Source organism: Legionella drancourtii LLAP12, assembly GCF_000162755.2.
Taxonomy (GTDB): Bacteria; Pseudomonadota; Gammaproteobacteria; order Legionellales; family Legionellaceae; genus Legionella; species Legionella drancourtii.
This window is the reverse complement of the sequence record NZ_JH413847.1, coordinates 124,640-146,125: the sequence shown is the minus strand read 5'-3', so window position 1 is coordinate 146,125 and position 21,486 is coordinate 124,640. Positions and strand designations below refer to the sequence as shown.

The following is a 21,486-nucleotide window of genomic DNA, read 5'->3' as shown; positions in this document are numbered from 1 at the left end:
TACAACTAAAGAACAATTGGTGGTAACCCAAGAAATACTAGGAACAACACAACAAGAACGAGACACCTCTAAAGAAGAACTTAAAAAAGAGAAAGAACAAAACGCTCAATTACACGTTCAGATACAACAACTGGAACTGAATAAAACTGCCATAGATGACGAATTGCAATTATTGCAAAAAAAATTAACTGCCGCAGAACAACAAAATACCTTTCTGCAAGAACAACTACAGCAAATGCAGCGAGATAAAGAGTTGACCGCAACGGAAGAAATAAAATCGCTGCAATCACAACTATTAACTGCACAAGTAGAAAACCAGAAACTGCAGGCACAAATTACTCGGGATAAAGAAAATACAGAAAAAACGACCTTATTATTACAAGAACAGTTGCAACAAAAACAAGTAGATGCCACACAGATACAAAAACAACTTAATAATAAAGAAGAAGCAATCGCGTCGATGCAAGAACTATTAAAAAGCTGGCAAAGCCCCGAGGAGCAACAAGCTTTAATTAAAATAGCGCAACTACAAGAAAAAACCAATGCTTATCATGCTCATTTAAATACCCAGAAGTCCAAGAAAGATCTCTTGGACGAGAAAAAAACAGCAGTTTCCATGCTAAAAAACATTCTTGATAAAACAGATGAATTACCCAGTCAACGACTTAAGCGTTTTCAGGAACAATTAGGAGCGACTGCCGAAAAACTCAAGGAACATCGCGATCCAGTCTGGCAACGGTTTTTCCGTGATTGTTTCCGGATTGTTGGCTTATTAGTTTCAGGAGTTGCCTTTGCTCGTATGCTTACAGGCCAATCATCTCAATTTTTCCGTCCCAGCGACGGTGAGAACTATGTGGAAAGCACGAAGTCTGAACCAAAACCACCAAGCAGGTAGTATTAGATAACACCGATGAAAATGTGAGCCAACACTCTATCATAGTAGTCGTAATCGAATTGAACAAGTAATAAAAACGGTTCGCCGTCACGGCGAAACCGTCAAAAAATCATTTATTTCTTGGCGAAATTTTTAAAATGATGGCAATGATGATGTCTTAAAGGCATCAAAATACCCAACTTATGATAGGTTTCAAAACGGGTTTTTGCCACCAGCATCGCTATTTTAGCATTGTTGGCATTGTTTTTATCCACTAAGCTTGCTACTTCGCTCCATTGCACATTGGGTGTGGCAATTTTTCCCATTATTTGTAATTTTAATACCCGCTTTTCTTTAATTAAAGGCAGTAATTGCACCCGCATGTCTTTTCTAATTTGTTGTAATTCAGTGCGTTGTTCCGGAGTAAGCATTTTAGCAACATGTTGACGGCACTGGCCTGCTTTTTGTAGCGGTGCATTTACCTTTTCTGTTGCTGGTTGTGCAAAGACAACAGAGGCTCCTAATAATGCGCAAGCAAAGCAATTAACTAATAGCAAACGTTTCATGTACATTTTCTTCTCCTATTATTAAGGTCTTCATTGTTAAGTGTAACGGTCTAATGTAATAGGAATATGACAATGGAATAGTTTGTTGTAACAAGGTTGTTACAATAAATTAGGAGCTGACGGCATTTGCTCTAAAGGGTTACAATAAGACTTAACTATTTAAATTGCAGATACATTTAATGAATGCTAGAAAAAATCATATTTTGATTATCGATGATGATCAAGAAATTGTGCAGCTAATTAATGACTACCTGATTAAAAATGATTTTCGCACTACTTGGGCCTTAAATGGATTAAATATCAAACAATTATTAAGGGACAATAATTTTGATCTTATTATTCTCGATATTATGTTACCGGGAATTGATGGCCTCGATCTGTGTCAAATGATTCGCCAAACCCATACGATGCCCATCATTATGCTTAGTGCCGCGAACAGCATCGCTGATCGTGTCGCTGGATTAGAACTAGGAGCAGATGATTATATTTCGAAACCCTTTAGCGCCCGTGAACTCTTAGCGCGTGTTAAAGCACAATTAAGACGGACTCAAGGTGATTTAAGCAAGGAGCGTAAAAAACTCTCCCCCCTTCAGAAAATTCATTTCGACATGTGGATTCTCGATAGGAATACACACTCACTCATCGATAGGGATGCTACTGCCATTCCGTTGAGCCAACGGGAATATGAAATGCTGCTTATTTTTTTAGAACATCCTGGACGCATCTTAAACCGCGATCAATTAATGGATTTGTTATACGACAAAGATTGTGACTCACAAGACCGAACCATTGATGTTTTAATTGGACGTTTGCGCAAAAAAATCGAGCAGGATCCGCGCAATCCACAGCTTTTGTTAACGATTCGAGGAGGAGGCTATCAATTCAAAACTAAGGTTGACTTACTATGAGCCAATTAACCAACACCGCCAAAAAAACCTTGAGTGGATTAGTCTTAGGTAATCTCTTAATCATTTTTGCACTGATACAATTAGGGCAATATTATTATGCTCGTAACCATTCATTCATCCCAGCCAATACCGTACGCTCCCTAACGCACCTAGTCAATCAATTGCAAAAACAACCGCAAGCCAATTGGCCTAGCATTTTACAAAATAGCAACCTCCATGGTTCAGAAATTACCCTGTCACCAGCACCAGTTTATAGCCAAAATGCATTATTAACATTACGAGCACCGATGATTTTCAATTTAATGAAACAACATAAAAAATTAGAATTTTCCGTATTTATCCAAGAAAACACTTGGTTAAATGTAAGTATGTATTCACCTTACCCTCATCGCATACATTTTGTCATCAGTTTTTTTCTCATCTTATTAGTGGCCTTACTATTTATTAGCTATTGGGCCGTTAAAACCTTGAATCAACCGATTCAAACATTAATACAAAGCCTAAATTATAATGAACATCAGGAAAACTGGTTACCTATTCCCATAACTGGTAACGCAGACCAAAAAAACTAATTTTAAAAAAAAATTAATGAATTACAAAAAAAAGTAAATAAGCTATTAGCCAATCGTACCCGTGTAGTCACGGCTATTTCCCACGATCTACGTACCCCACTGACTCGTTTAAAATTAAGAGCAGAATATTTAATTGATAATCCCCACTATCCTAAAATCATGGCAGATATCAATGAAATGGAACTCATGATCCGCGAAACTCTGGATTATTTTAGAGATATTAATAATGAGGAAAAACCACAACGTTTTGATTTGGTTGCACTCCTGTCCTCATTAAAAGAAGATGCACTCGAATTAAATTATGAGGTTAGTTTTAACAGTGATTGCCCTAAATTAGTTTATTACGGATCTGTGAATTTATTAAAACGAGCCTTTAGTAATTTGATCAATAATGCTGCACATTATGGTGTTAAAGCCGCAATCCAGTTACAGTGTTTACCAAAACAAATTGAAATCACCATTACCGATCAAGGTCCTGGATTAAGCACCACCGACCTGGAACATGTTTTTTTACCTTTTTATCGCGGCGAAAACTCACGTTCGCGGAATACTGGTGGCACAGGATTAGGATTAACCATTGCTCAAGAAATTTTACAAATGCATCAAGGTAACATTGTGCTGAGCAACCTCATGGAACGAGGATTAAAAGTTATCGTTACGTTACCAATAAAACCATTGCAATAACTTATACACACTTGGTACGCGAAAGTTGAGAAATGACGCAAAGTGCGCTAAAATAGAACGGCAATATATTATTAGAGAAAAGGTTGCCTGTAATTATATGTATAAACACATTGCAAACAACAAGGATTTGAATGCGAGCACTACATAACATTCTGAATTACCTTAGCTACTCTAGTAATTCAGAAAAGTACCATCGTCGCTACCGCCTGATACAGTACATTACGTGGGAATTAATCGCTGTATGCACAATTATCACTAGCTTATATGCCATATCTAAACTTTGGTATCTCATCGTCATTATTAGCACGGCCGTAGGGCTGGCACTCATAAATCTATGGATTCTTAGCCAAACCAAAAATGCCATTTTCTGCAGCCATGTAATCACCCTAATTATTTTTTTAACGATTACCAGTGCCAATTATCTGATTTGGGGTATGGGGCCACTACATTCGCAGTGGTTTTATGTAATGCCTTTACTTGCCGCATCACTGACAGGAATGAGTGGTTTATTTATTTATGCAACAGCATCATTGGTTACATTAATTAGTTTTGGTCAATTATCTGTCCCGCCCTATTATGATATTCCATCTTATCAATTCATGGTCATTGAAGCCTTAAATCATATTTTTGCCTATATTATTATTGTGACGACCCTGACCAGTTTAATCCATGAAAATCAGCAATTTGAGCAAGAATTATATGACAAAAATTATCTACTCCAAGCTGAAAAGGAAAAATACCATTATTTGGCACGCTTTGATCATCTAACTAACTTGCCAAATCGTCGCTATTTCATTCAACACCTACGCGAAATAATAGAAGCAATTACCCCCAATCACCGTATCACGGTTTTCTTTATTGATCTTGATAACTTTAAATTGGTAAACGATTGTTATGGACACAATGCAGGAGATCAATTGCTTTTAGAAACATCAAAACGCCTACGCTACTGTTTCCGTGAAGAAGATTTCATTGCTCGCTTAGGTGGCGATGAATTTACTGCTACTGTAGTCCATGCACCAGACAAACGCATTCCAGAAATCATCGCCCAAAGAATCATTCGTGAATTTGACCATACCTTTATTTTTGAAAACAATATTGCCTATCGCTATGCGCTTAGCCTTGGATTTGCAACATATCCTGAAGATGCGCAGACGGCATCGGATTTAATCGTTAAAGCAGATCTTGCCATGTATTCTGCAAAAAAAATCACAGGAAGTTCCTATTGTTCGACACTTGATTCTTCTTCGTAATATGGGCTAAGAGATTATAGCTATTTAAAGAAACCAAAAACGCTCCTTCTCGCAGCAAGAGAAATGGATCCTGCGGACAAGCCGCAGGAAGTATGAAGAAATTAATTTTTGACTACTTCTTGCAAACGAGTTTTCAATAGGAAGAGAATCGTTTTCTTCTTTTCATCAGAAAGCGTATTTGATTGAACTAAATTCAAGCAATAATCCGTAAAAGCGTTCAGTCTTTCTTGACTTGTCTGCGTTAAACTATCTGCAGATTGCGTCGTTTGGTAACCACGTTCTAACTCATTGGCAATAGTGGCTACTATCTGTTCATTTAGCTCTTGGTGGTTATCGAAGCCTTCATGCTTGCTTAGCAACGCAATTTTATTTAAAAGCGTTTGCACCTGCTCACGCGAAATATCAGAAGCAAAAGCAGCATCTTTTGTATGGCGAACACCTTTTTGATTATCTTCTTTATTTTGACTCTCCCAATATTCTCGATCCCCTTGGAACGCAATCACGGTCAGTAAGACACGTGGGTCAATCCTTTTTTGCTCAAATAAACCTCTATCTGACACCTTAAAAGTCCAATCATTTTTTAATCTGAAAAAGGATCGCGACATATATGCCATTTCATTACCAGTAACTGGATCATAAATATAAAACGTTGTGCCCCAGAAATTCATTGAGGCAGTGGCTAATTTGGTGTAGCCATCACGATCGTAAATATCAAAGGTAGGGAAGAAAGCAAATAAACGCTCATCTGCTGCCCCTAAATAATTTTCATTGTTGTCATAAACATCAAAATGTGCCGTAAATGAAAAGAATTTTGAACGCGCATAAGCAATCTTATTATCGAATGGATCATAAAAATCATACGTCAGCAAAAAACTGAAAAATTTTCTATATAAAGTACCTAATTTTTGTGTCCGTGTTTCAATATCATAACTTGTGGTTAAACTAACCCAATGTTCTTTAATCGAAAGCTCATCTGGGATACGATTAGAAATCTCTGCGACAGCAGCAAAATTTGCACTCATGCACAGGAATAATGAAAGCAGTAGCGTTCTGGTTTTTTTCATAAATGGCCTCACCCTCGTCAATAAGATGAGACGCATTATAGTGAAAGACTCTTAAGACAATATTAAGTGACTTTAGACGGCAAACTTTTAACATCTGGATTTTTTGAATAAGCATCAAGAATATCGTTAATTAATTGTTCTACAACACTTTCTTTCATCTCTTCTTCAATTAAACCCACTTTTTCTTTCATACCAGCCAATCGAGCCTCAAGCTCTTTAGCTACCGAACCATTGGGAAATAAAGCGGCCAACAAACGTCTTGCTTCACCAGGCCCCAGATGTCGATATAAGTGGTTTCGCACCGTAGCATCCTCTGCAGTGGTACTAAATGCCCATAATTCGACAGGGCCTAAAGTCAACGTAAGTAATTGCACATTGACCCCAGTTTTAGTAGCGAACTGTGCTAAAAAGGTCGCACCACCTTGGCGTGGGCCATGTACTCTATTACGTAATGCCGTTTTTGCAGTTTCGGAAAGACCAAAAATAGCGGTGGTCTTTTCGATTGCTTGCGAAGGACCCGCATCCATAATATAAATAGCTGTCGCAAAGTCAATCATTACCGGATCAAAGTCATCAACAGACTGCGATAACAAGGCAATTTGTACTTTCCATTTTCTTCCTTCACGCATATCAATAATTACTTGTTCGCGCACTGCAGCGGATTTAGACGTACGGTGAAATTCATCATAAACAATACGTTTATGGTCTTCACGAATTTCATGAACTCGTTCTTTATGATATTCTCGATATTGCTCAGGTATATTATTTAAACTCTCTTCAGTTAAGTAATAGTGTCTCGCTAAAACATACCGTGCAAGCATATACATAACTGCAGTTTGACGGTCAGCAGCATCACCACCACTTTTAGCAACTTCGTCAAGGTCAAGCGATACAACACGAGCATCACCAATATCAAAGGCACTCACACGTGACAAAATCGGATATTCACGTACAGCGGCCGAAATCATCCTCGAAAATGCATTAATCAATGACTCACCAGTAGGTGCCGTAATTTTTTCATACAAATCTTCAATCGAGGGGGTTCGGCAAATCGATGCGGCATCTGCCAATAAAGGCATGGCATAACGTTGCGCCAACATCGCTTCATGCACAAAACCTGCCGAATAAAGTGAATCCGTTACTTCCCACCACGTGGATTTAGAATCGCGAACAAAGCCAATCTCTTCTAAAATACTGTCTAAGAAAGACTCTACACCTGGAGCATAAGGTGTTGGATTAAATTCATCTGCCATGCTTTTAAATAATTCATCAACAACCATACCCGCAAGGTCAGGCATACCATCATAAGGTTTTTCTGCCCCCAAAGGCGTCGTTAATAAGGTAATAAAGTTAACTAAGAAAGCACGTTCTAAAGCCGTAGGATAACGACAACCTAACTGAGTATCAAAAGGATTGATTGAATAATCAGGAGTCATTCTTAAACGATGATAAGCAACCAAATGTCGCTTTGATGCAGGTAGCGCCTCTTGTAACAGCGAAATAAGACCGCTACTTGATGGACCGATATCAATAATCGCAATCCGTGGAAGACGCATCAATCCACCAGACAAGCATAAAGCCAAGTTAATGGCATTCGACAAGACCGATTTACCGGAACCAGGGCGAGCATAAACTAAATCAATCCATGTGGTTTGCTCTGTTGAACCAGGCTGGAAAGGCCATGGCTTACCATCAGGCGATCTAAAGAGTAGAGCCCCTTTATTCCACGGTGATGCTGGGCGCGTAATCGGTAACATCGACACAACTGAACTTAAAGGTGCAATCGTAGCCACCGCCGTACTATTTAAGGTGGCACCTAACATACTCGAAACAAAACCAGCAAAAGGATCGCCGCAAATTTCAGAAACATCGGTAGACCCCCAGCCTTGCACCGCTTTAACCAACTCCGAGCTTCTTTGGCGTAATAAAGGTATTTTTCCTTCAGGAGCCCAGGTTGTTGCCACTACACGCAAACGGATAATTGATTCATCCGTATTTAGTTGTAAATACTTTAATAAATTCACCGAGTCACTAATTAAACGGTTTTGTGCGGAACTAAAACTTAAAATCGCAGCGAGCAGACCTTTTAATTTAATGGTACTAAGTCCTTCGCTTTCAATTAAAAATGAAATTCTCCAAGGAATATGTGCTGGTAAAATACGTGCAAATAATTGAATAAACGGTCTAACATCTTTAGGAAATAAATCAATAAAGGTAGAGGAATAAATCTTGTCCCCTACTCTAACTGTACGTAAATCTAAGGCTTCTGCATCACGAGGAAGTACTTGTTTGGCCAGCGAAGGCCATAATAAATCAGAAGCATCGCCTTCAAAACTATTAAATTCGCGAACAGGAATCTTATCGCCAGGCAGCGTTGCACGCCAATCATCCGCGGTATAATCAGGATCGGCAGTCATGCGAATTGCGTGCACGGCATCATGTACTTCCAGCAGCTTACCAGAAAGACGTAATGCATCGAGGTCATTCATTATCGCGCGCACATAAGCATCATGTGTGTCACGTAATTCAGGAACAGCGGCATAAATAGTCTGACTGTTTTTAAATGCAGGTGCCTTAGAATCTTTTAGCATCTTCATTTTTGCTTTATTGGCCGCCTTTAATTGTTCTGACGTCAAATTGAATGGTCGCGTAATCAAGACAAAGTATAAGCGTTCTTCAGCACAATATTGCGCCATATAATCAGTACGTTCTTCAAATAAGTCAGTGAGATTAAGTTCTAGCCGTTGTGCTGTTGCTGAAGCAGGCGCATAAATATCACGGATTAGTTTCCTGATATTCTGTTTATCATGGCTAAAATAAACCTGCAATCCATGCCCCGGCCTTCCCATCGCCGCTTGAAAAGCATTCGTTAGTCCCGCCACCAACTGCTCAAATTCCGTCGCACCAGCCAGCGCAGAAATACCTTCAATTTTGATTACAGATACTAACGAACCATCATGGTTAACCAAAACAGTGGGACTGTCTGCGGTTTCCAAATCAATGTAAGATTCTGTCGTTTGCTTGAGCGAAGTACTTAGCCAGGCAAAGAAGGTATCGACTCCTTCAAAAAATGATTCTGACCAATGCGCCATCCTTATCCCCATTCTTTATTGTTACCTGGGTTACGGCGTCGCTTTCCCCCAAGGCTATTTTATCTGTTTAAAAAACTCAGTATATCGCTACACTAAGTTGAAATTTCTTCTAAGGCACTTGCTGCCCATTTTTCTATTTGCTTACGAAACTTGGCCCTTGACGGCAACAAAAGCACATTTTTGAATAATTGTACCCTTCGTTCTTCATCTGTCACCCCGGCGTCAATCATTAATTGACCAAATATTGCCGGGTCGCTGGTGCCTTCACCAAATTTTTCTTCGATTAATTGAGAACGAAATTTAAATCCTCGATAAATATTCTGCGCACTTGCCTTATAACCCGTATCATTTGTAATGGCACAAAACAACACATGACACAGACTGTTTAATTCAGTTTGCGTTAACTCGGGGAGGTAGATAAGTGTTCCACCCCCATAACCGCCTACACCGACGGATTCAACAAAAAAACACTGAGCGCAAAAGCAGCATGAAGTCACCAGATTGGCGAACTTATTATTCGTATAATTATTATCAAGATTTACAACCTCTTGAAATAAACGCGCCTGAAATCCACAAAATTGACATGTATAACGATCTCGTTGAAAGACTTTTTGCTCATATGACTTAAATCGTTCGTCTACTTTTCTGGCCGAATATAAACGCCATGAACCTGGCGTGGCCATTAATTTCAACTTATGTAGTTCTTGATTCACTGCCATATTCTCAGCTCACGTTGCTCTCGTAAATAACTTTAAATGAGGATTGACGTTCCAAACGTGTAATTCACTTTAAAATAAAGCGGGGCAACCAAATGTTACCGCGCTTTATTAAGTAAACTCTATTATGAACCGGTGTACACAGTACCAGTAGGACCAGCTGTTTTACCACCCGAACTTCCGAACATTGTTGCTCCGGTTACCCCTAAAATTGTAGGTAGGAATAATAATGCCGCAGCAATAAAAACTAAAGCAATTGGTGTACCAATTGGGATTTGCGTTGGGTTATCTTTATGCTGCTTAAACTTCATAATCGCACCAATTGAAAATCCTAGACCGGCCAAGTAAGAGCCTGAAGTAATCAATTTAGTTAAATTTGTAAATGAAGCAGTTATTGATGATGCCATTCCCCCGATAGTCAGACTACCTGCAGCCGCATCTTGACAAATTAAGGCAAGCAAGCTTAGACAAGCAATACTGCTTAACCAATACTTGTATCCTGCTTTACTAATAATTTTACTTTTCACCATGCTCTCCTAATTTTAAAAGTAAATTAATACACACATAAAATATTTATCACGTGCCGTATAAAGTATTATTAATCATATTGATAGTCCCTACAATATTGATTGCTAAAATTCCTCCAAAAACATGAACAAACCCCTTTCCTGTTCCTCCTGGAGGCTGCCCTTGTGACGCTGAACGTGCGATTAAAACCCATCCTCTTACAAAAGCAATCAAACCAATTACCTGAATAAGCATAGTTAGCGGTCGACCAACCACACTGCCACTACCAAACAAAAAATCAAGCGTTTGACTACCACTATTAACAGGGGCATATTGCAGAACATTTTGATAACCAAATGTCGATTGCATCAGTGCCGAAAAAGCGGTAGGGAAATAAATAAATATTGCGCCCACCATTAGATAGACAACAGGTTCTTTGATGCTCGTGTTATTAGACATCATCGTACGCGCTTCACCGTACACCTTCAAAGTATATATTGCCTTGAATAAAAAGGCACAACCTATAAGATAAGCTCCGCCCGTGATCAATCGTTGTACAGGCACCAATGAATTTGCAAGATTGGTAAGAATGTTTGCCTGACTCGCTACCCAGCACGCAACTGTCCCGCCTGTACATGTTGAATCAGCCATATTTTGCCTCAACTATCTTCTTGACTAAACCGAATTACTCGCCCAGAACTAGTTAGTATTCGACCCTCCATCGAGTCAATTAGCTTAACTACCCCATACCCTGCGATCTTAGTCCCTTCTCTTACTGTAAGTGTAGAACCATTTGTACCAATTAGCCAAGCACGGCCAGGAATTACTGCATTAATATAATAAATATTTGCTTGCAGAAACTGACGAGGCCGCATCATGCGTCGAATTGGCTTAGGTTTCGTGCGCTCCATAAGCACATTAATTTCTTCTGACTGCCGATTTAATTGCGTAGTTAAATCGGTAATCGTTTGATTTAATCGACTAATTTGAGAGGTCAAATTATTGACATTATTATTGACGTTTCCTACTTGCTCATTTATTGAAGAAACTTGAGATTGAACATTTTGTTGATTCGCCTCAATAGAATCTACTTTTTGCCTGAGCACAGAATTATTCTCTTGAACCACTGGTTGTACTTGTGACATCGGCTGCGGCGCAACTTCAGCCTGCATTGGTTGCGGCTGTGGTGGCGCTTGCGCGGGAATCTGAGTTGCTATAGGTGCTGGAGGAATACTTCCCTTGGTGGCGTTATTGCTTTTTCCTGAAAATAGACCACCGAGCAATTTATACATCACCATGGCAAAAAGAACTAAGCAAATAACAATTATTGCATTACGCCTAACATCTTTTTTAGGTGGCTTTGATCCCATACCCGAAGGTTTCTGCTCGCCTGAACTATAATCATGCTCCATTGAATCATTATCAAGGGATTCTAACTCAGCGAACTTATATTCATCATTTTGATCGTTATCTGCCATTATCTTCTGCCATCAAATTAAATAGATTTTACATCTTGTGTGAATAAAATTCCCAAAGAAGAGCCAGCATATACCTCAACTGTCGTTGGTGTATTAAATAATTGCTGTGCTTGCTGCCCCCAGGTCTTACCTACCGTTGCCAATCCAATTACCGCATTTTGTAATGTAGAACGGCCGACACCGTTAGCAACGGTTACATTATTACCACCGCCCGTACCACCAATTGTTACCGTGGTATTCGCTGACTGGAAGGCATTACCAAACCCCTCAAGAAAAGAAGAGGCAAATAATGAACCATAACGCAGCATGTAGTGATGATTTGTTCTACTCGACAGCGCTGTCCTCGCGGTATTTGGATCAATAGCATACGCCGATATGGACGTTGTTTTTGGAGCACCAGGAATCGACATGGTATTAAAAGTAATAATCATTTTACCGGCATTCGAAGGCATGTTAAAACTACCAATTAATTTAGTTCCTTTTAATTTCCCTGAAACAATAGTTGCAAGAATTGGCCCTGGTTCATCACTATTAACGGAAGTATCCATTACAGCAAATAAGATATCGCCAGTTTTAATAATGGCTGGTTTATTCGCAAGATTACTACTGGCAATACCGTGAGAACTACTGCTACCTGAACCAGTAAGCGAGCTGCCAACACCTGATTTTTCTTCTTGGCCACTAGTATATGTCTGAGTTGATACGTTTTTCCATTCAGATAAAGCCTGATTTGCCGCAGATAACATATCTGCAGTTCTCTGCTGAATTTTTTGTTGGTATTTTTGCTCCGCCATTTGTTGGTTTTGTCGGCTTAGAATGGCTTGCAATTGCTGGCTCGAACCTGCTGGACCCGCTGGTACAGTTCCACCTTGAGCAGGTATCCTTCCAACACTAAATGCTCCTTGTTGCATGTTGGGATTACCCAAGCCAGCCACTTGTGATTCATTAGGAGAAAAGCCAGCATTGATTAAATCAGTATTGGTAAATCCAGCTCCTTTTAAATCAGCCAGTGAAAAACCCGCATTTTTTAACTCTGCGCCATTAAAACCAGCAGCTTTTAGATCTTTGGCACCAAAACCAGCATCTTTAAGATCTTTAACATTAAAACCAGCATCTTTTAGTTGGGCAGCCGTAAATCCTGCATCCTTCAGATCTTTAGCGTTAAAGCCGGCGGCTTTAAGTTGAGCTGCCGAAAAACCAGCGTCTTTTAAATCCTTGGCACTAAAACCAGCAGCCTTAAGCTGGGCTGCGGTAAATCCCGCATCCTTTAATTCTTTAGCACTAAAACCAGCATCTTTTAATTCTTTAGGACTAAAGCCAGCATCTTTCAAATCTTTAGCGTTAAAGCCTGCATTTTTTTAATTTCAGCTGCGGTGAAACCAGCATCCTTTAGATCTTTGGCCGTATAACCTGCGGCTTTTAATGCTGTAGCAGAACAGCCTAAGGTTTTTTTAATTGTTGCCGCACTTACACCCGCTGCTCTTGCTTTTTTGAGTGAATCAACACTGCAATCAGCCATTCTTCCTGCAGCTAAGATATCTGCCGGACTTACACCAGCATTCTCCAAGTCTTTTGGCATAAATCCTGCGGCAAGCAATTGTGCCGGAGTAAACCCTGCATCAAGCAAAGATTTAGGGGCGTAGCCAGCATTTTTTAACGCTTCAGCACTGCAACCGTTTAATTCTTTGATTCTTTTAGCGCTCACCCCGGCTATAAATAATTTTTTCAATTGCGCCGCATCACAACCGGCTGCTCTTATTTGAGCATCAGTAAGCGGTGTAGCGGCACTAGTTTCTTGCGGAGAAAATCCTGCATTCGCCAGACTAGCATCCGTAAAACCAGCTGCTTTCAATGCTTGTGCACTACACCCAGCATTTTGCCTTATTAATAAAGCACTTACGCCCGCTTCACGTTCTCTGCGTACAACATCGGGATCACAACCTGCATTCTTAATATCTGCCGCCGAAATGCCCGGAGGAAGTTCAGCCTCTGCTTCTTTGATCTGCGCAGCAGTATAACCTGCCTTGGTAAGATCCTCAGGAGTAAATCCTGCATTTAATAAATCTCTGGCAGTATAACCAGCTGCTTTTAATTCCGCTGGTGTAAAACCCGCTTTTCTTAAATCAGCGGCACTAAATCCTGCATCTCTTAATTCTTTAGCGGTAAATCCTGCGGCTTTAAGTTGCTCCGCACTGCATCCACTAATACGTCGGATTGCAGAAGCACTGACCCCTTGTTTGCGCAATTTAGTTAAAGCATCCGCATTACATCCACTTTTTAATACATCTGCAGCCGTGATTCCTTCCGGCAAGCCACTGGCTTTGCTGATGTCATCATCAGTAAAGCCAGCCCCCTTTAATTCACCATCAGAAAAACCGGCATCTTTCATTTCTTGCGCGGTAAAACCAGCATTACGCAATTCGCACGCACTAAAACCGCAATCTCTCAATCGAGCAGCGGTGTATCCGGCATCTTTAAGTTGTCTTGCGTTATATCCTGCCGCCTTTAATTCTTTACAGGCACAAACCTGATTAAGATCAGGCAACGCATAACCATTATCTTTTAACTGCACGCAACTGCATGCAGCCTTTAAATCAGATAATTGAGCACCTTGGCTCACAACTTGTGCAATCGTTGATTTTGAGCACCCACTATTTTGTAAATTTTGGATCCACAGGCTACGTTGATTTCCCTCTTCATTTTCACGTGCCAAAGTAGCAAAACCAACGCCACTCTCACCATTTTTTGAACCGATAACCCCTACCCCTTGGCCCAAAGCTTGTGTTCTAATGATAGTTGGAATAGCGCTACCACCAGTTTTCACAGCCTTTTCAGCCTGAGATAGATTTTGTTCCTCTTGTAGTTTGGCATACTGTGCCGTAGGATCAAGAACCCCAGGAATAGACTGAATACTGCCGGGCGCATTACTTAAATTTGCAGTAGCTTCCGGCCCCGTACTTATAGACCTAAGTTTTACATAACCAATGACCACCGCCAGTATCAACAGAACTGTTGTAAAAATAATAATGACTCGTGAACGAGTATTAGAAAAAAGTGATTTTAGATTTTCTTTTCTGCCAGCCATTTATAAACCTTCTACCTTAAGCTGCATGACTTTTCCATGCCAGGACACTAATAATACCGGAGATTTTTGCATTTCATAAGCATGCGTTCCATCTGCACTGGTCATACTTGCTAACCAGCCCGGTGACAATATAGTAAGATTAGTTCGAACATACATTCTGTCATTGGATATCCAGGCACGCGCATCTCCCCCACTTACAGCTAAGCGTTTACTACCAGGAGGTGGAACACCATCCAAAACATGCAGAAGCAATTCACTGGCAGAAGGAGGGATACCTTCTTCCATTGGCATATTTTTCGCATTGGGTCCATAACCTTGAACCCGCAAATCAACACGATAATCTACCGCTTTCTGGCCGGGGATAAGCGTTAGCATCACCGGTGTATTCAAACCACGCAAACGTACCGCAAGGTTACCGTAATTATACAGTTTCAACGCTTGAATCATGATGGTATTGCTGGTTTTATCCCATTGGATATTAAATGCGCCCGGATCGCCTAAATCATAAGCTGAAATAGGCCATGGCGCCCCTGTCGAATCAAGAAAAACCAATGATGATACAAATCCTTGGGCCAAACGAATAACTGGTGGAGTAGAACCAGGCGATAAGTTAACAAATTGAGAAGTAGCTGTTGGCTTAGGTGGAGTCCCAGGAGTTGAGGCCTTGGCGTATTCTACTGTTTGTTGCATTTGCCGTAATTGTACAATCTGTTCCGGACTTAATGGATACAAACTATGTGTCATGTCTTTGAATGCCTTGCCCTCAATGATTTCAACGTCGTTTTGACTAACTACCTGCTCATTTGAATTAGCAGGTGTAACCTGTGCAGGCGCAGCAGCCCTTTGAGTTGGGGACTGATATAGTGAATTTGACAACGGCATGGCAGTATTTCCACCACCTTGGCCTTGAGTCGGTGGTCCCTGATTGTTACCAGGTCCTTGATTAGTTGACAAACGTTGTTGCAGCATACGTAATTGCTGCAATGCTTGTTGTGCATTATCGGGTTGTGATGCGGCAGAAGACACTGCCGGCAGCAAATGAGCGATTCCACTTAGAACACAAAATTTTAAAACTTGATTCATCTTTTTCATTTAAGAAACACCACCACTGGCAGGCCCAACTACAAACTGTGATATACCTATTCCTCTAGGTGAATTCAAAGTCGAAACACGTGTAATCAACATAGTAACCACGTTATTTTGCTGAGTAAATTCGCTGGCACTCTGATAAGTTACTAATATTGGCATTTGTACGCGCCATGAGTAACTTCCATTCAAGACCCCTTTTTGTAAAATAATGGGGGCTCGCGTTGCCACCGCAGAAACAATCAATTTTTTAGCCTTAACCGCATCAAGGTTATTTGATTGTTGCAATGCATTCAAAAATTGATCCCAACCCTCAGCAGTGAAAAACCCAGATGAAGCCTGCAATTCATCTCTATAGTTCACGAAATTATAAGTGAAGGCAGCAATAGCGGCCTGATTTGCCCATTGCAATACCGCTGAGTCCGATTGGTTCGGCTCATTTAATGGAAAAAGGGGCGTAATCCGGCCATTAATACTAGTAGCAAAATATTTTGGTGCCGGCGGGTGTGTTACGATGTAGACCAGCATAGAAGCCAGCACAAGATTAACAACTATAGCAACCAGTAACGCAAGTATTACTTTACGCTGGCTGTCTTTATAAAATTTGTTTCTCAATGTAACAACAGTCAAGGCATCTTCGGCCATAATATCCTCTATTTATTCTTATTGTGGTATCACTTTATCCTCAAGGTCTGTCGGCGGATCTGGATCAAGCAGTGCCCTTGATGACATATTAGGAGTTGCCATGGATGTTAACTTAACGGGTGGGGCCACTCCATTTGTCGCGTAATAATCCCTTTCTGGCTCTGTTATGTATATATAAAACAATAGTACCCCCAAAAAACAGCTTAACCCCAATGAAATAATTAATGCAATTAAACCTCGTCTATAGACATTAACATTAAATAATTTACTGTTTTTTATTAAGCTCCAACTTTCACGGTTCATTCTTCATCCCTAAGCAACAGCGCGCCTAAATTTAATTTCTACTCGCGCATTTGCGGAGTAATCACCGCCTGGCGTGTATGCAATTATAGGTTTATCACTACCTAGCCCTTGTGTAAAGATAAAACGGCTATCAACCCCCTGAGACCATAAATATTCGCTGACTATTCTTGAACGAGCTAAAGTCAATGCATGCTCTCGTTGTGGAGACACATATTTACTGCTATAGCTATCTATATAAATTGAAATTTTACGAAATTGTTTTATGAAGATCGCTACTTCATTTAAGAGCTTATAAGCTTTCCATTTGATATGAGGTGTTTGTGGTTCAAATAAGTAGGCAGCAGGAATACTAATCATATAATCTTGACCAATCGTTACGACGGTTACCCCTTTTTTTCGTAATTTTTTGATGTATTTAATAATGCTGGCATCGCAAGCACCTGTAACCTTGCAAGGCCATTTAGGTACTTCTGGAGGCAAAGCATAATAATCTCTGCTACACGAAACAATAAAACATAAGGCAATCAATCCTACCGCCCGTCTTAGTAAGACTATGTAATTTGTAAATACCGATCTCACTTCTGATCCCTCATGTTACAAAAAGATTACCATTGCAAAAACAACTCTACTCGTTTAATAAAAGCCCAGTTGTCTTACATAATAAAGATACAAATCATTACGTTACAATGAATTCAGTTAAATTGCTATTTTTTTAAATATTTATTTAGCGCTTAACATTTATTTTATTAATTTCCGTCCATTTTTGAACCTAATTATGTAACGAAAACAGTGATCCTGTGGTGAAAGATACCTTAATTCCTATTTTAGCGCTAAAGTGTACAATGGAAAATGATGAGCAACAAATCAGAAAACTATTAACGGCGATGCATAAGGGGAAAACGCCTGCTAAGCATTTTGCTTGCAAAGAAAATTAAACGCTTTATGAATCAGCTGGTTTTAGAGGTTTAAACTAAGATTAGTTTACTTAAGGAGGCACACAACATTTAAGCACTTATCTTTGAGCCTGAGAACAGGCCCAAGGAGTAAAATAATTAACTCAACTCTTCTTCGCTTTTCTTATTTGCTTTCTCACGTTCACTAACAATTTTTTCTGACAAGCTGCTCACCATATCAGTCAATGTATATGGATCGACTTCATCACGCTCTTCTGGAGGATAACTGGTTGCTAATTGAAAATCTTTAATCAATTCATTAGCCACCGTACCCGCATATTTATCCTTAGCCCCAGCCAAACGTTCAATTGTCATCATTTGGTTACGCGTTTCGTTGATAGGCAATAAAGATTCAGAGAAGGTTTCCTTATCACTGACTAAAATAGGCGGTTCGCTTGCATTTACCCGTAATGGACTAAAGATAGTTAAAGCGCCTTCCACTTCTTCTTCAACTAAATCTTCAACTGGTTCTGGTTCATTATGATTATGGAATGCAATTAAAGCAGACACACCGCGCTCGATGGGCTCGGCTATAGTAGACTCACGTAGTAACTGTGTAATAAGGGTAATTTCTTCATTTTCCACAGCCTTATTAATCGTTAAATCGCCACTATTCAGAATTGCTTGGAATGACGTTAACTGCTTTTGCAGCTTCATTAAATAATCATCTGGCGGTGGTTCTACTTTTAAGAATTGATTAATCTTTAATTGTTTCACCGGCTTAGGATTCGCATAAAACATTCGAGCACGCACAATTTTCGATTTGAAAAAGATATGAGCCTCACCCTCTGTTTGCTCTTTAAGATCTAAGAGATCCACACGTGCCCGTTTCTCAAAAGAGGAGCTCTTACTGTCCAGATAACTATTGGTCATCGTACTGTCTTTTGCTTGAAACGAATCTACTTTAGTTACATAGGCTTCACCTGCTGTTTTGGTAAAGAAATCCCAAGTTTCAGTGGGGTCTTCCAATTTCATACAGATTTTGATGTTGGTATTCGCACCGATTGATGCGGCCTCTTCCTTAGATGCTTTTTGGAATGCGGGTAAATCTTGTCCCGCAAAAATTGCCGAGAAGCCAAGGGAACGTGCCTGTGCAGGTACCACAGCAAAACCTTGAACCGCATAATATCCGTACTCATCAAGAATACACATATAAGGCGTGGGAGCATTCGTTGGCTTTCTTAAAATAACATCGCGATAATCCCCTTCAACCTCCTCTCCCAAACCGGCAGCCATCATGGCTTTTAATGAAGAAACAATAATTTTACCTAAATTAGATAACTCGTCGGGCGATTTTTCAAGTGCCGGCAATAAAACAACAAGAATTCTTCGATTCAAAACTACATCTTTAAAATCCACTTCAGCTAAGTTGGTACGAATAATATGCCCATAAGTATCCGCAAGAGATGAGAAACTACGGACAAGCTGCATGGTAATAAAACCGTGTTGTTCCAATACCTGTGATACTTGTTTCCCTTTTTTCTCTTTATTATAACCAGGAAGTGTATTTAAATAGTTACGTAATGGATCGGTAACCAATTTAGGGACTTGTTCAATATTAATACTTTCCATATCATCACGTGGAAACACTTTATCAATGACAATGGATTCTAGCCGCGTTAGATCAAAATAGTTTCGGATAGAGTTTGCATCTAAAAGAATTGCACCATCATCACGCATGTAAACCAATAAACGCATTAAGGCTTCAACGAATGCAATCGCCCGGCCTTTCCACATATCTCCATCGCCACCACCTTGAGAGGAACCCATCAAACTGACCACCAGCTGGGTTAGCATACTTGAAGAGCCCTGGCAAAACGGATTTAGTGTATTAGAAAGTCGTTTTTCTTGGGGGCCAACAATATCACGCGCACCGGTCATGAAATTAATTAACAATAAATCATCTTCGCGCCCCATGCTCCGAACCATAGAGAACACCTTAGCATAAAGCGAATTATCCCCTTTCCCATCCACATAAATAAAACCACTTCCTTGGACTAAAGCATTATAAGCAAGTGACACCAAACATTCTGTTTTACCACTACCGGTTGAGCCAAAAATTAAAGCATGGGTACGCATATCATCGTTAGCAAACCAAAGTTCTTCACCGCTTTTACGGTCATTACCAAAAAAAGCGATACCACGTGCGATATTAGGCTTATTAATACCGGGTTTCATATCGTTATAATCTTTGACTCGAGCGATTAGTGGAAGACGAAATGGCAGTTTTTGTTTGCGTGTAAAGGAATAGATAAACGATGCCCCCCCAATCAACATGAGCAAGGTTGCAGCTTCAGAAAAATAGTAGGACATTGCTGCCAAGGTAAATAAAATAATGGAAATATTTGTTGGATCAGAAAAAGCATCGGATATTCTTTGGGTTAGGGTTCGTGTATCCCTAAGTAAAAGAGTGGGATCTAATTCATGTTTCGAATCAATACCGCGCATCATGGCTCTAACTCCTGCATTTGACGGGGTGTTAACTTAATCTCTTTTATCGCTATTTCTAAAGCTCTTATCGCTTCATCGATCATAGGCACTAAAGAACGTCGCCCCATCTCTCTTTCTGCGCGCCAATGAGCAAAAGCACCAGCAACTTCTGAATAGGGAGTTTGCCTACCTACACAATTAAGCATATACCATAATCTTCTGTCCACGGGCTTTAACCATAAAAATTCTGAACTAGGAACAACCCCATCTTCGCGAGCTGCGGCAAGCAATGAAGCCAGTACAGTTAGAGTATAGGCATGTTTTGCGACTATTTCCTGCACTAATTCGGTATTTTTGTACTTGTCTATTATGGGTTTGGCAACAGAAAAATCAGGCTTCCCGGCAACAAAAGTTTTATCCAACACCGTTAAAATATTATTAGCCGCATCCCGATCTCGGTTCATCCGAGCAATAAAAACGGCTGCCATAGCATAGGCAGGAGGTGAGCAATGTTCAAAACCATCCCAATAAGGGCCTAATTGTAAGGTAAAAACTCGCTTCGCATCACCGCGCCGTATACCTGCAGTCATTTCCATACCAGGTACTGGATTATCAAGTAATACATCGTCTTTTCTTAATAACTTATGCTTACGTGCAAACTCCATTGGCGTCATTGCCATAGCCCAAGGACCAGTATTGACATCTTGGCTGACCAAATCTTCCTTAATCACTGGCATAATTGCCGGCCAGTTAAATTGCTCCTGTGCGCGTAAACTCTTCATATCATGGGCTTTGCGGAATTTTAACGTAATATTCGAACGATAAAGAATAACCGCTAAGAGCAGAAGCACAAACACAACAGGATAACGCATGAAATCCCCAACCGCACGCGTTGTATCTAATAACTGATTCCAATCTATAGCATTAGGATCCACGGTTTGCATCAGATAAATCAGATTAGTAAGTTGTTCATCATGAATAAATAAATTAACTAATTTGGCTTGCCAAATATTAATTTGGAAAACAACCATTACAATGTATTGATGTCCTGTTCTCCAAATTAGATATACAGTAATAAACAGCAACACCATAATCCATATGGGTGCCATGCCATTATCGGTACCTTGCTGTTGGGATTGCTGAGCCATTAATGCTTACTTCTAATTAGTTTCTTTAACTTCAAGTATATACTGCTCTTTGACATTTTTGCGAGAATTTCAAGATTAAAATCAAAGTTCTTCAAAAACAGCAACACGGAGCTAAAACAAAC

Annotated in this window: 19 protein-coding genes and 1 pseudogene; 6 read left to right on the top strand and 14 right to left on the bottom strand. The window is 40.0% G+C overall.

Translation table 11 applies throughout. The features are described 5' to 3' along the window. On the top strand, positions 1–895 hold an 895-nt coding region (locus LDG_RS15460; RefSeq protein WP_040536205.1), incomplete at its 5' end, for a hypothetical protein. A gap of 113 nt (positions 896–1,008) precedes the next feature. On the opposite strand, the gene LDG_RS15455 is transcribed toward LDG_RS15460, so the two are convergent. Next, positions 1,009–1,446: a periplasmic heavy metal sensor gene (locus LDG_RS15455; protein WP_006872375.1), complete on the bottom strand. Its 438-nt coding sequence runs from the start codon at positions 1,444–1,446 to the stop codon at positions 1,009–1,011. Between the two features lie 173 nt (positions 1,447–1,619). Here LDG_RS15455 and LDG_RS15450 point away from each other — a divergent pair, with 173 nt between their 5' ends. The 4 genes from LDG_RS15450 (at position 1,620) to LDG_RS15440 (ending at position 4,857) form a co-directional block, all read left to right on the top strand. Continuing rightward, entirely contained in the window at positions 1,620–2,348 is a 729-nt protein-coding gene (locus tag LDG_RS15450; protein WP_006872374.1) for a response regulator transcription factor, read from the top strand. Further along, complete coding sequence (locus tag LDG_RS20405; RefSeq protein WP_006872373.1) at positions 2,345–2,920, top strand: hypothetical protein; 576 nt, start codon at positions 2,345–2,347, stop codon at positions 2,918–2,920. The genes LDG_RS15450 and LDG_RS20405 overlap by 4 nt, the downstream gene beginning before the upstream one ends. 12 nt (positions 2,921–2,932) lie before the next feature. Beyond that, positions 2,933–3,604 (top strand): sensor histidine kinase, encoded by a 672-nt coding sequence (locus LDG_RS20400; RefSeq protein ID WP_324602969.1) that lies wholly within the window; start codon positions 2,933–2,935, stop codon positions 3,602–3,604. 131 nt (positions 3,605–3,735) lie between these two features. After that, a complete protein-coding gene (locus LDG_RS15440; protein ID WP_040536202.1) occupies positions 3,736–4,857 on the top strand; it encodes a GGDEF domain-containing protein in 1,122 nt (373 codons plus the stop codon). A 101-nt stretch (positions 4,858–4,958) separates the two neighbouring features. On the opposite strand, the gene LDG_RS15435 is transcribed toward LDG_RS15440, so the two are convergent. From LDG_RS15435 to icmN, 11 genes and pseudogenes are all read right to left on the bottom strand, one after another. Continuing rightward, complete coding sequence (locus LDG_RS15435; RefSeq protein ID WP_006872369.1) at positions 4,959–5,921, bottom strand: LURP-one-related/scramblase family protein; 963 nt, start codon at positions 5,919–5,921, stop codon at positions 4,959–4,961. Positions 5,922–5,983: 62 nt separating this feature from the next. Continuing rightward, positions 5,984–9,013, bottom strand: coding sequence for a hypothetical protein (locus tag LDG_RS15430; RefSeq protein WP_006872368.1), 3,030 nt, complete (start codon positions 9,011–9,013; stop codon positions 5,984–5,986). A gap of 92 nt (positions 9,014–9,105) precedes the next feature. Further along, positions 9,106–9,732 carry a type IVB secretion system protein IcmJDotN gene (icmJ, locus tag LDG_RS15425; protein ID WP_006872367.1) on the bottom strand — a complete coding sequence of 209 codons (627 nt, stop codon included), beginning with the start codon at positions 9,730–9,732 and terminating at the stop codon, positions 9,106–9,108. 122 nt (positions 9,733–9,854) lie between these two features. Further along, positions 9,855–10,259 carry a hypothetical protein gene (locus tag LDG_RS15420; RefSeq protein WP_006872366.1) on the bottom strand — a complete coding sequence of 135 codons (405 nt, stop codon included), beginning with the start codon at positions 10,257–10,259 and terminating at the stop codon, positions 9,855–9,857. Between the two features lie 46 nt (positions 10,260–10,305). Further along, on the bottom strand, positions 10,306–10,887 hold the full coding sequence (locus LDG_RS15415; protein WP_006872365.1) for a hypothetical protein: 582 nt from the start codon (positions 10,885–10,887) through the stop codon (positions 10,306–10,308). Between the two features lie 8 nt (positions 10,888–10,895). Then, positions 10,896–11,714 (bottom strand): type IVB secretion system protein IcmG/DotF, encoded by an 819-nt coding sequence (icmG, locus tag LDG_RS15410; RefSeq protein ID WP_006872364.1) that lies wholly within the window; start codon positions 11,712–11,714, stop codon positions 10,896–10,898. A gap of 17 nt (positions 11,715–11,731) precedes the next feature. Next, a pseudogene (gene dotG, locus LDG_RS20640) lies at positions 11,732–14,799 on the bottom strand (type IVB secretion system protein DotG/IcmE). Then, entirely contained in the window at positions 14,800–15,891 is a 1,092-nt protein-coding gene (locus LDG_RS15400; RefSeq protein WP_006872361.1) for a DotH/IcmK family type IV secretion protein, read from the bottom strand. Beyond that, positions 15,892–16,530, bottom strand: a complete 639-nt coding sequence (locus tag LDG_RS15395; protein WP_006872360.1) for a type IVB secretion system apparatus protein IcmL/DotI — start codon at positions 16,528–16,530, stop codon at positions 15,892–15,894. An 18-nt stretch (positions 16,531–16,548) separates the two neighbouring features. Continuing rightward, positions 16,549–16,833, bottom strand: coding sequence for a type IVB secretion system protein IcmM/DotJ (gene icmM / locus LDG_RS15390; RefSeq protein ID WP_006872359.1), 285 nt, complete (start codon positions 16,831–16,833; stop codon positions 16,549–16,551). A gap of 9 nt (positions 16,834–16,842) precedes the next feature. Continuing rightward, positions 16,843–17,412, bottom strand: coding sequence for a type IVB secretion system protein IcmN/DotK (gene icmN, locus LDG_RS15385; RefSeq protein ID WP_006872358.1), 570 nt, complete (start codon positions 17,410–17,412; stop codon positions 16,843–16,845). 221 nt (positions 17,413–17,633) lie between these two features. Here icmN and LDG_RS20550 point away from each other — a divergent pair, with 221 nt between their 5' ends. Then, entirely contained in the window at positions 17,634–17,768 is a 135-nt protein-coding gene (locus tag LDG_RS20550) for a hypothetical protein (protein ID WP_006872357.1), read from the top strand. A gap of 117 nt (positions 17,769–17,885) precedes the next feature. Here the strand turns inward: LDG_RS20550 and LDG_RS15380 are convergent, their stop codons facing one another. Beyond that, entirely contained in the window at positions 17,886–20,237 is a 2,352-nt protein-coding gene (locus LDG_RS15380; protein ID WP_006872356.1) for a TraM recognition domain-containing protein, read from the bottom strand. Continuing rightward, complete coding sequence (gene icmP / locus LDG_RS15375) at positions 20,234–21,364, bottom strand: type IVB secretion system coupling complex protein DotM/IcmP (RefSeq protein WP_040536199.1); 1,131 nt, start codon at positions 21,362–21,364, stop codon at positions 20,234–20,236. Before icmP ends, LDG_RS15380 begins: the two co-directional genes overlap by 4 nt. Positions 21,365–21,486: the final 122 nt, after the last annotated feature.

Coding starts and splice junctions, on each gene's coding strand:
- icmM (WP_006872359.1), bottom strand. CDS start 16,833: ATGAACCGTGAAAGTTGGAGCTTAATAAAAAACAGTAAATTATTTAAT.
- icmJ (WP_006872367.1), bottom strand. CDS start 9,732: ATGGCAGTGAATCAAGAACTACATAAGTTGAAATTAATGGCCACGCCA.
- LDG_RS15450 (WP_006872374.1), top strand. CDS start 1,620: ATGAATGCTAGAAAAAATCATATTTTGATTATCGATGATGATCAAGAA.
- LDG_RS15400 (WP_006872361.1), bottom strand. CDS start 15,891: ATGAAAAAGATGAATCAAGTTTTAAAATTTTGTGTTCTAAGTGGAATC.
- LDG_RS15440 (WP_040536202.1), top strand. CDS start 3,736: ATGCGAGCACTACATAACATTCTGAATTACCTTAGCTACTCTAGTAAT.
- LDG_RS15380 (WP_006872356.1), bottom strand. CDS start 20,237: ATGATGCGCGGTATTGATTCGAAACATGAATTAGATCCCACTCTTTTA.
- LDG_RS15415 (WP_006872365.1), bottom strand. CDS start 10,887: ATGGCTGATTCAACATGTACAGGCGGGACAGTTGCGTGCTGGGTAGCG.
- icmG (WP_006872364.1), bottom strand. CDS start 11,714: ATGGCAGATAACGATCAAAATGATGAATATAAGTTCGCTGAGTTAGAA.
- LDG_RS15435 (WP_006872369.1), bottom strand. CDS start 5,921: ATGAAAAAAACCAGAACGCTACTGCTTTCATTATTCCTGTGCATGAGT.
- LDG_RS15430 (WP_006872368.1), bottom strand. CDS start 9,013: ATGGCGCATTGGTCAGAATCATTTTTTGAAGGAGTCGATACCTTCTTT.
- LDG_RS15420 (WP_006872366.1), bottom strand. CDS start 10,259: ATGGTGAAAAGTAAAATTATTAGTAAAGCAGGATACAAGTATTGGTTA.
- LDG_RS15455 (WP_006872375.1), bottom strand. CDS start 1,446: ATGTACATGAAACGTTTGCTATTAGTTAATTGCTTTGCTTGCGCATTA.
- icmP (WP_040536199.1), bottom strand. CDS start 21,364: ATGGCTCAGCAATCCCAACAGCAAGGTACCGATAATGGCATGGCACCC.
- LDG_RS15395 (WP_006872360.1), bottom strand. CDS start 16,530: ATGGCCGAAGATGCCTTGACTGTTGTTACATTGAGAAACAAATTTTAT.
- LDG_RS20405 (WP_006872373.1), top strand. CDS start 2,345: ATGAGCCAATTAACCAACACCGCCAAAAAAACCTTGAGTGGATTAGTC.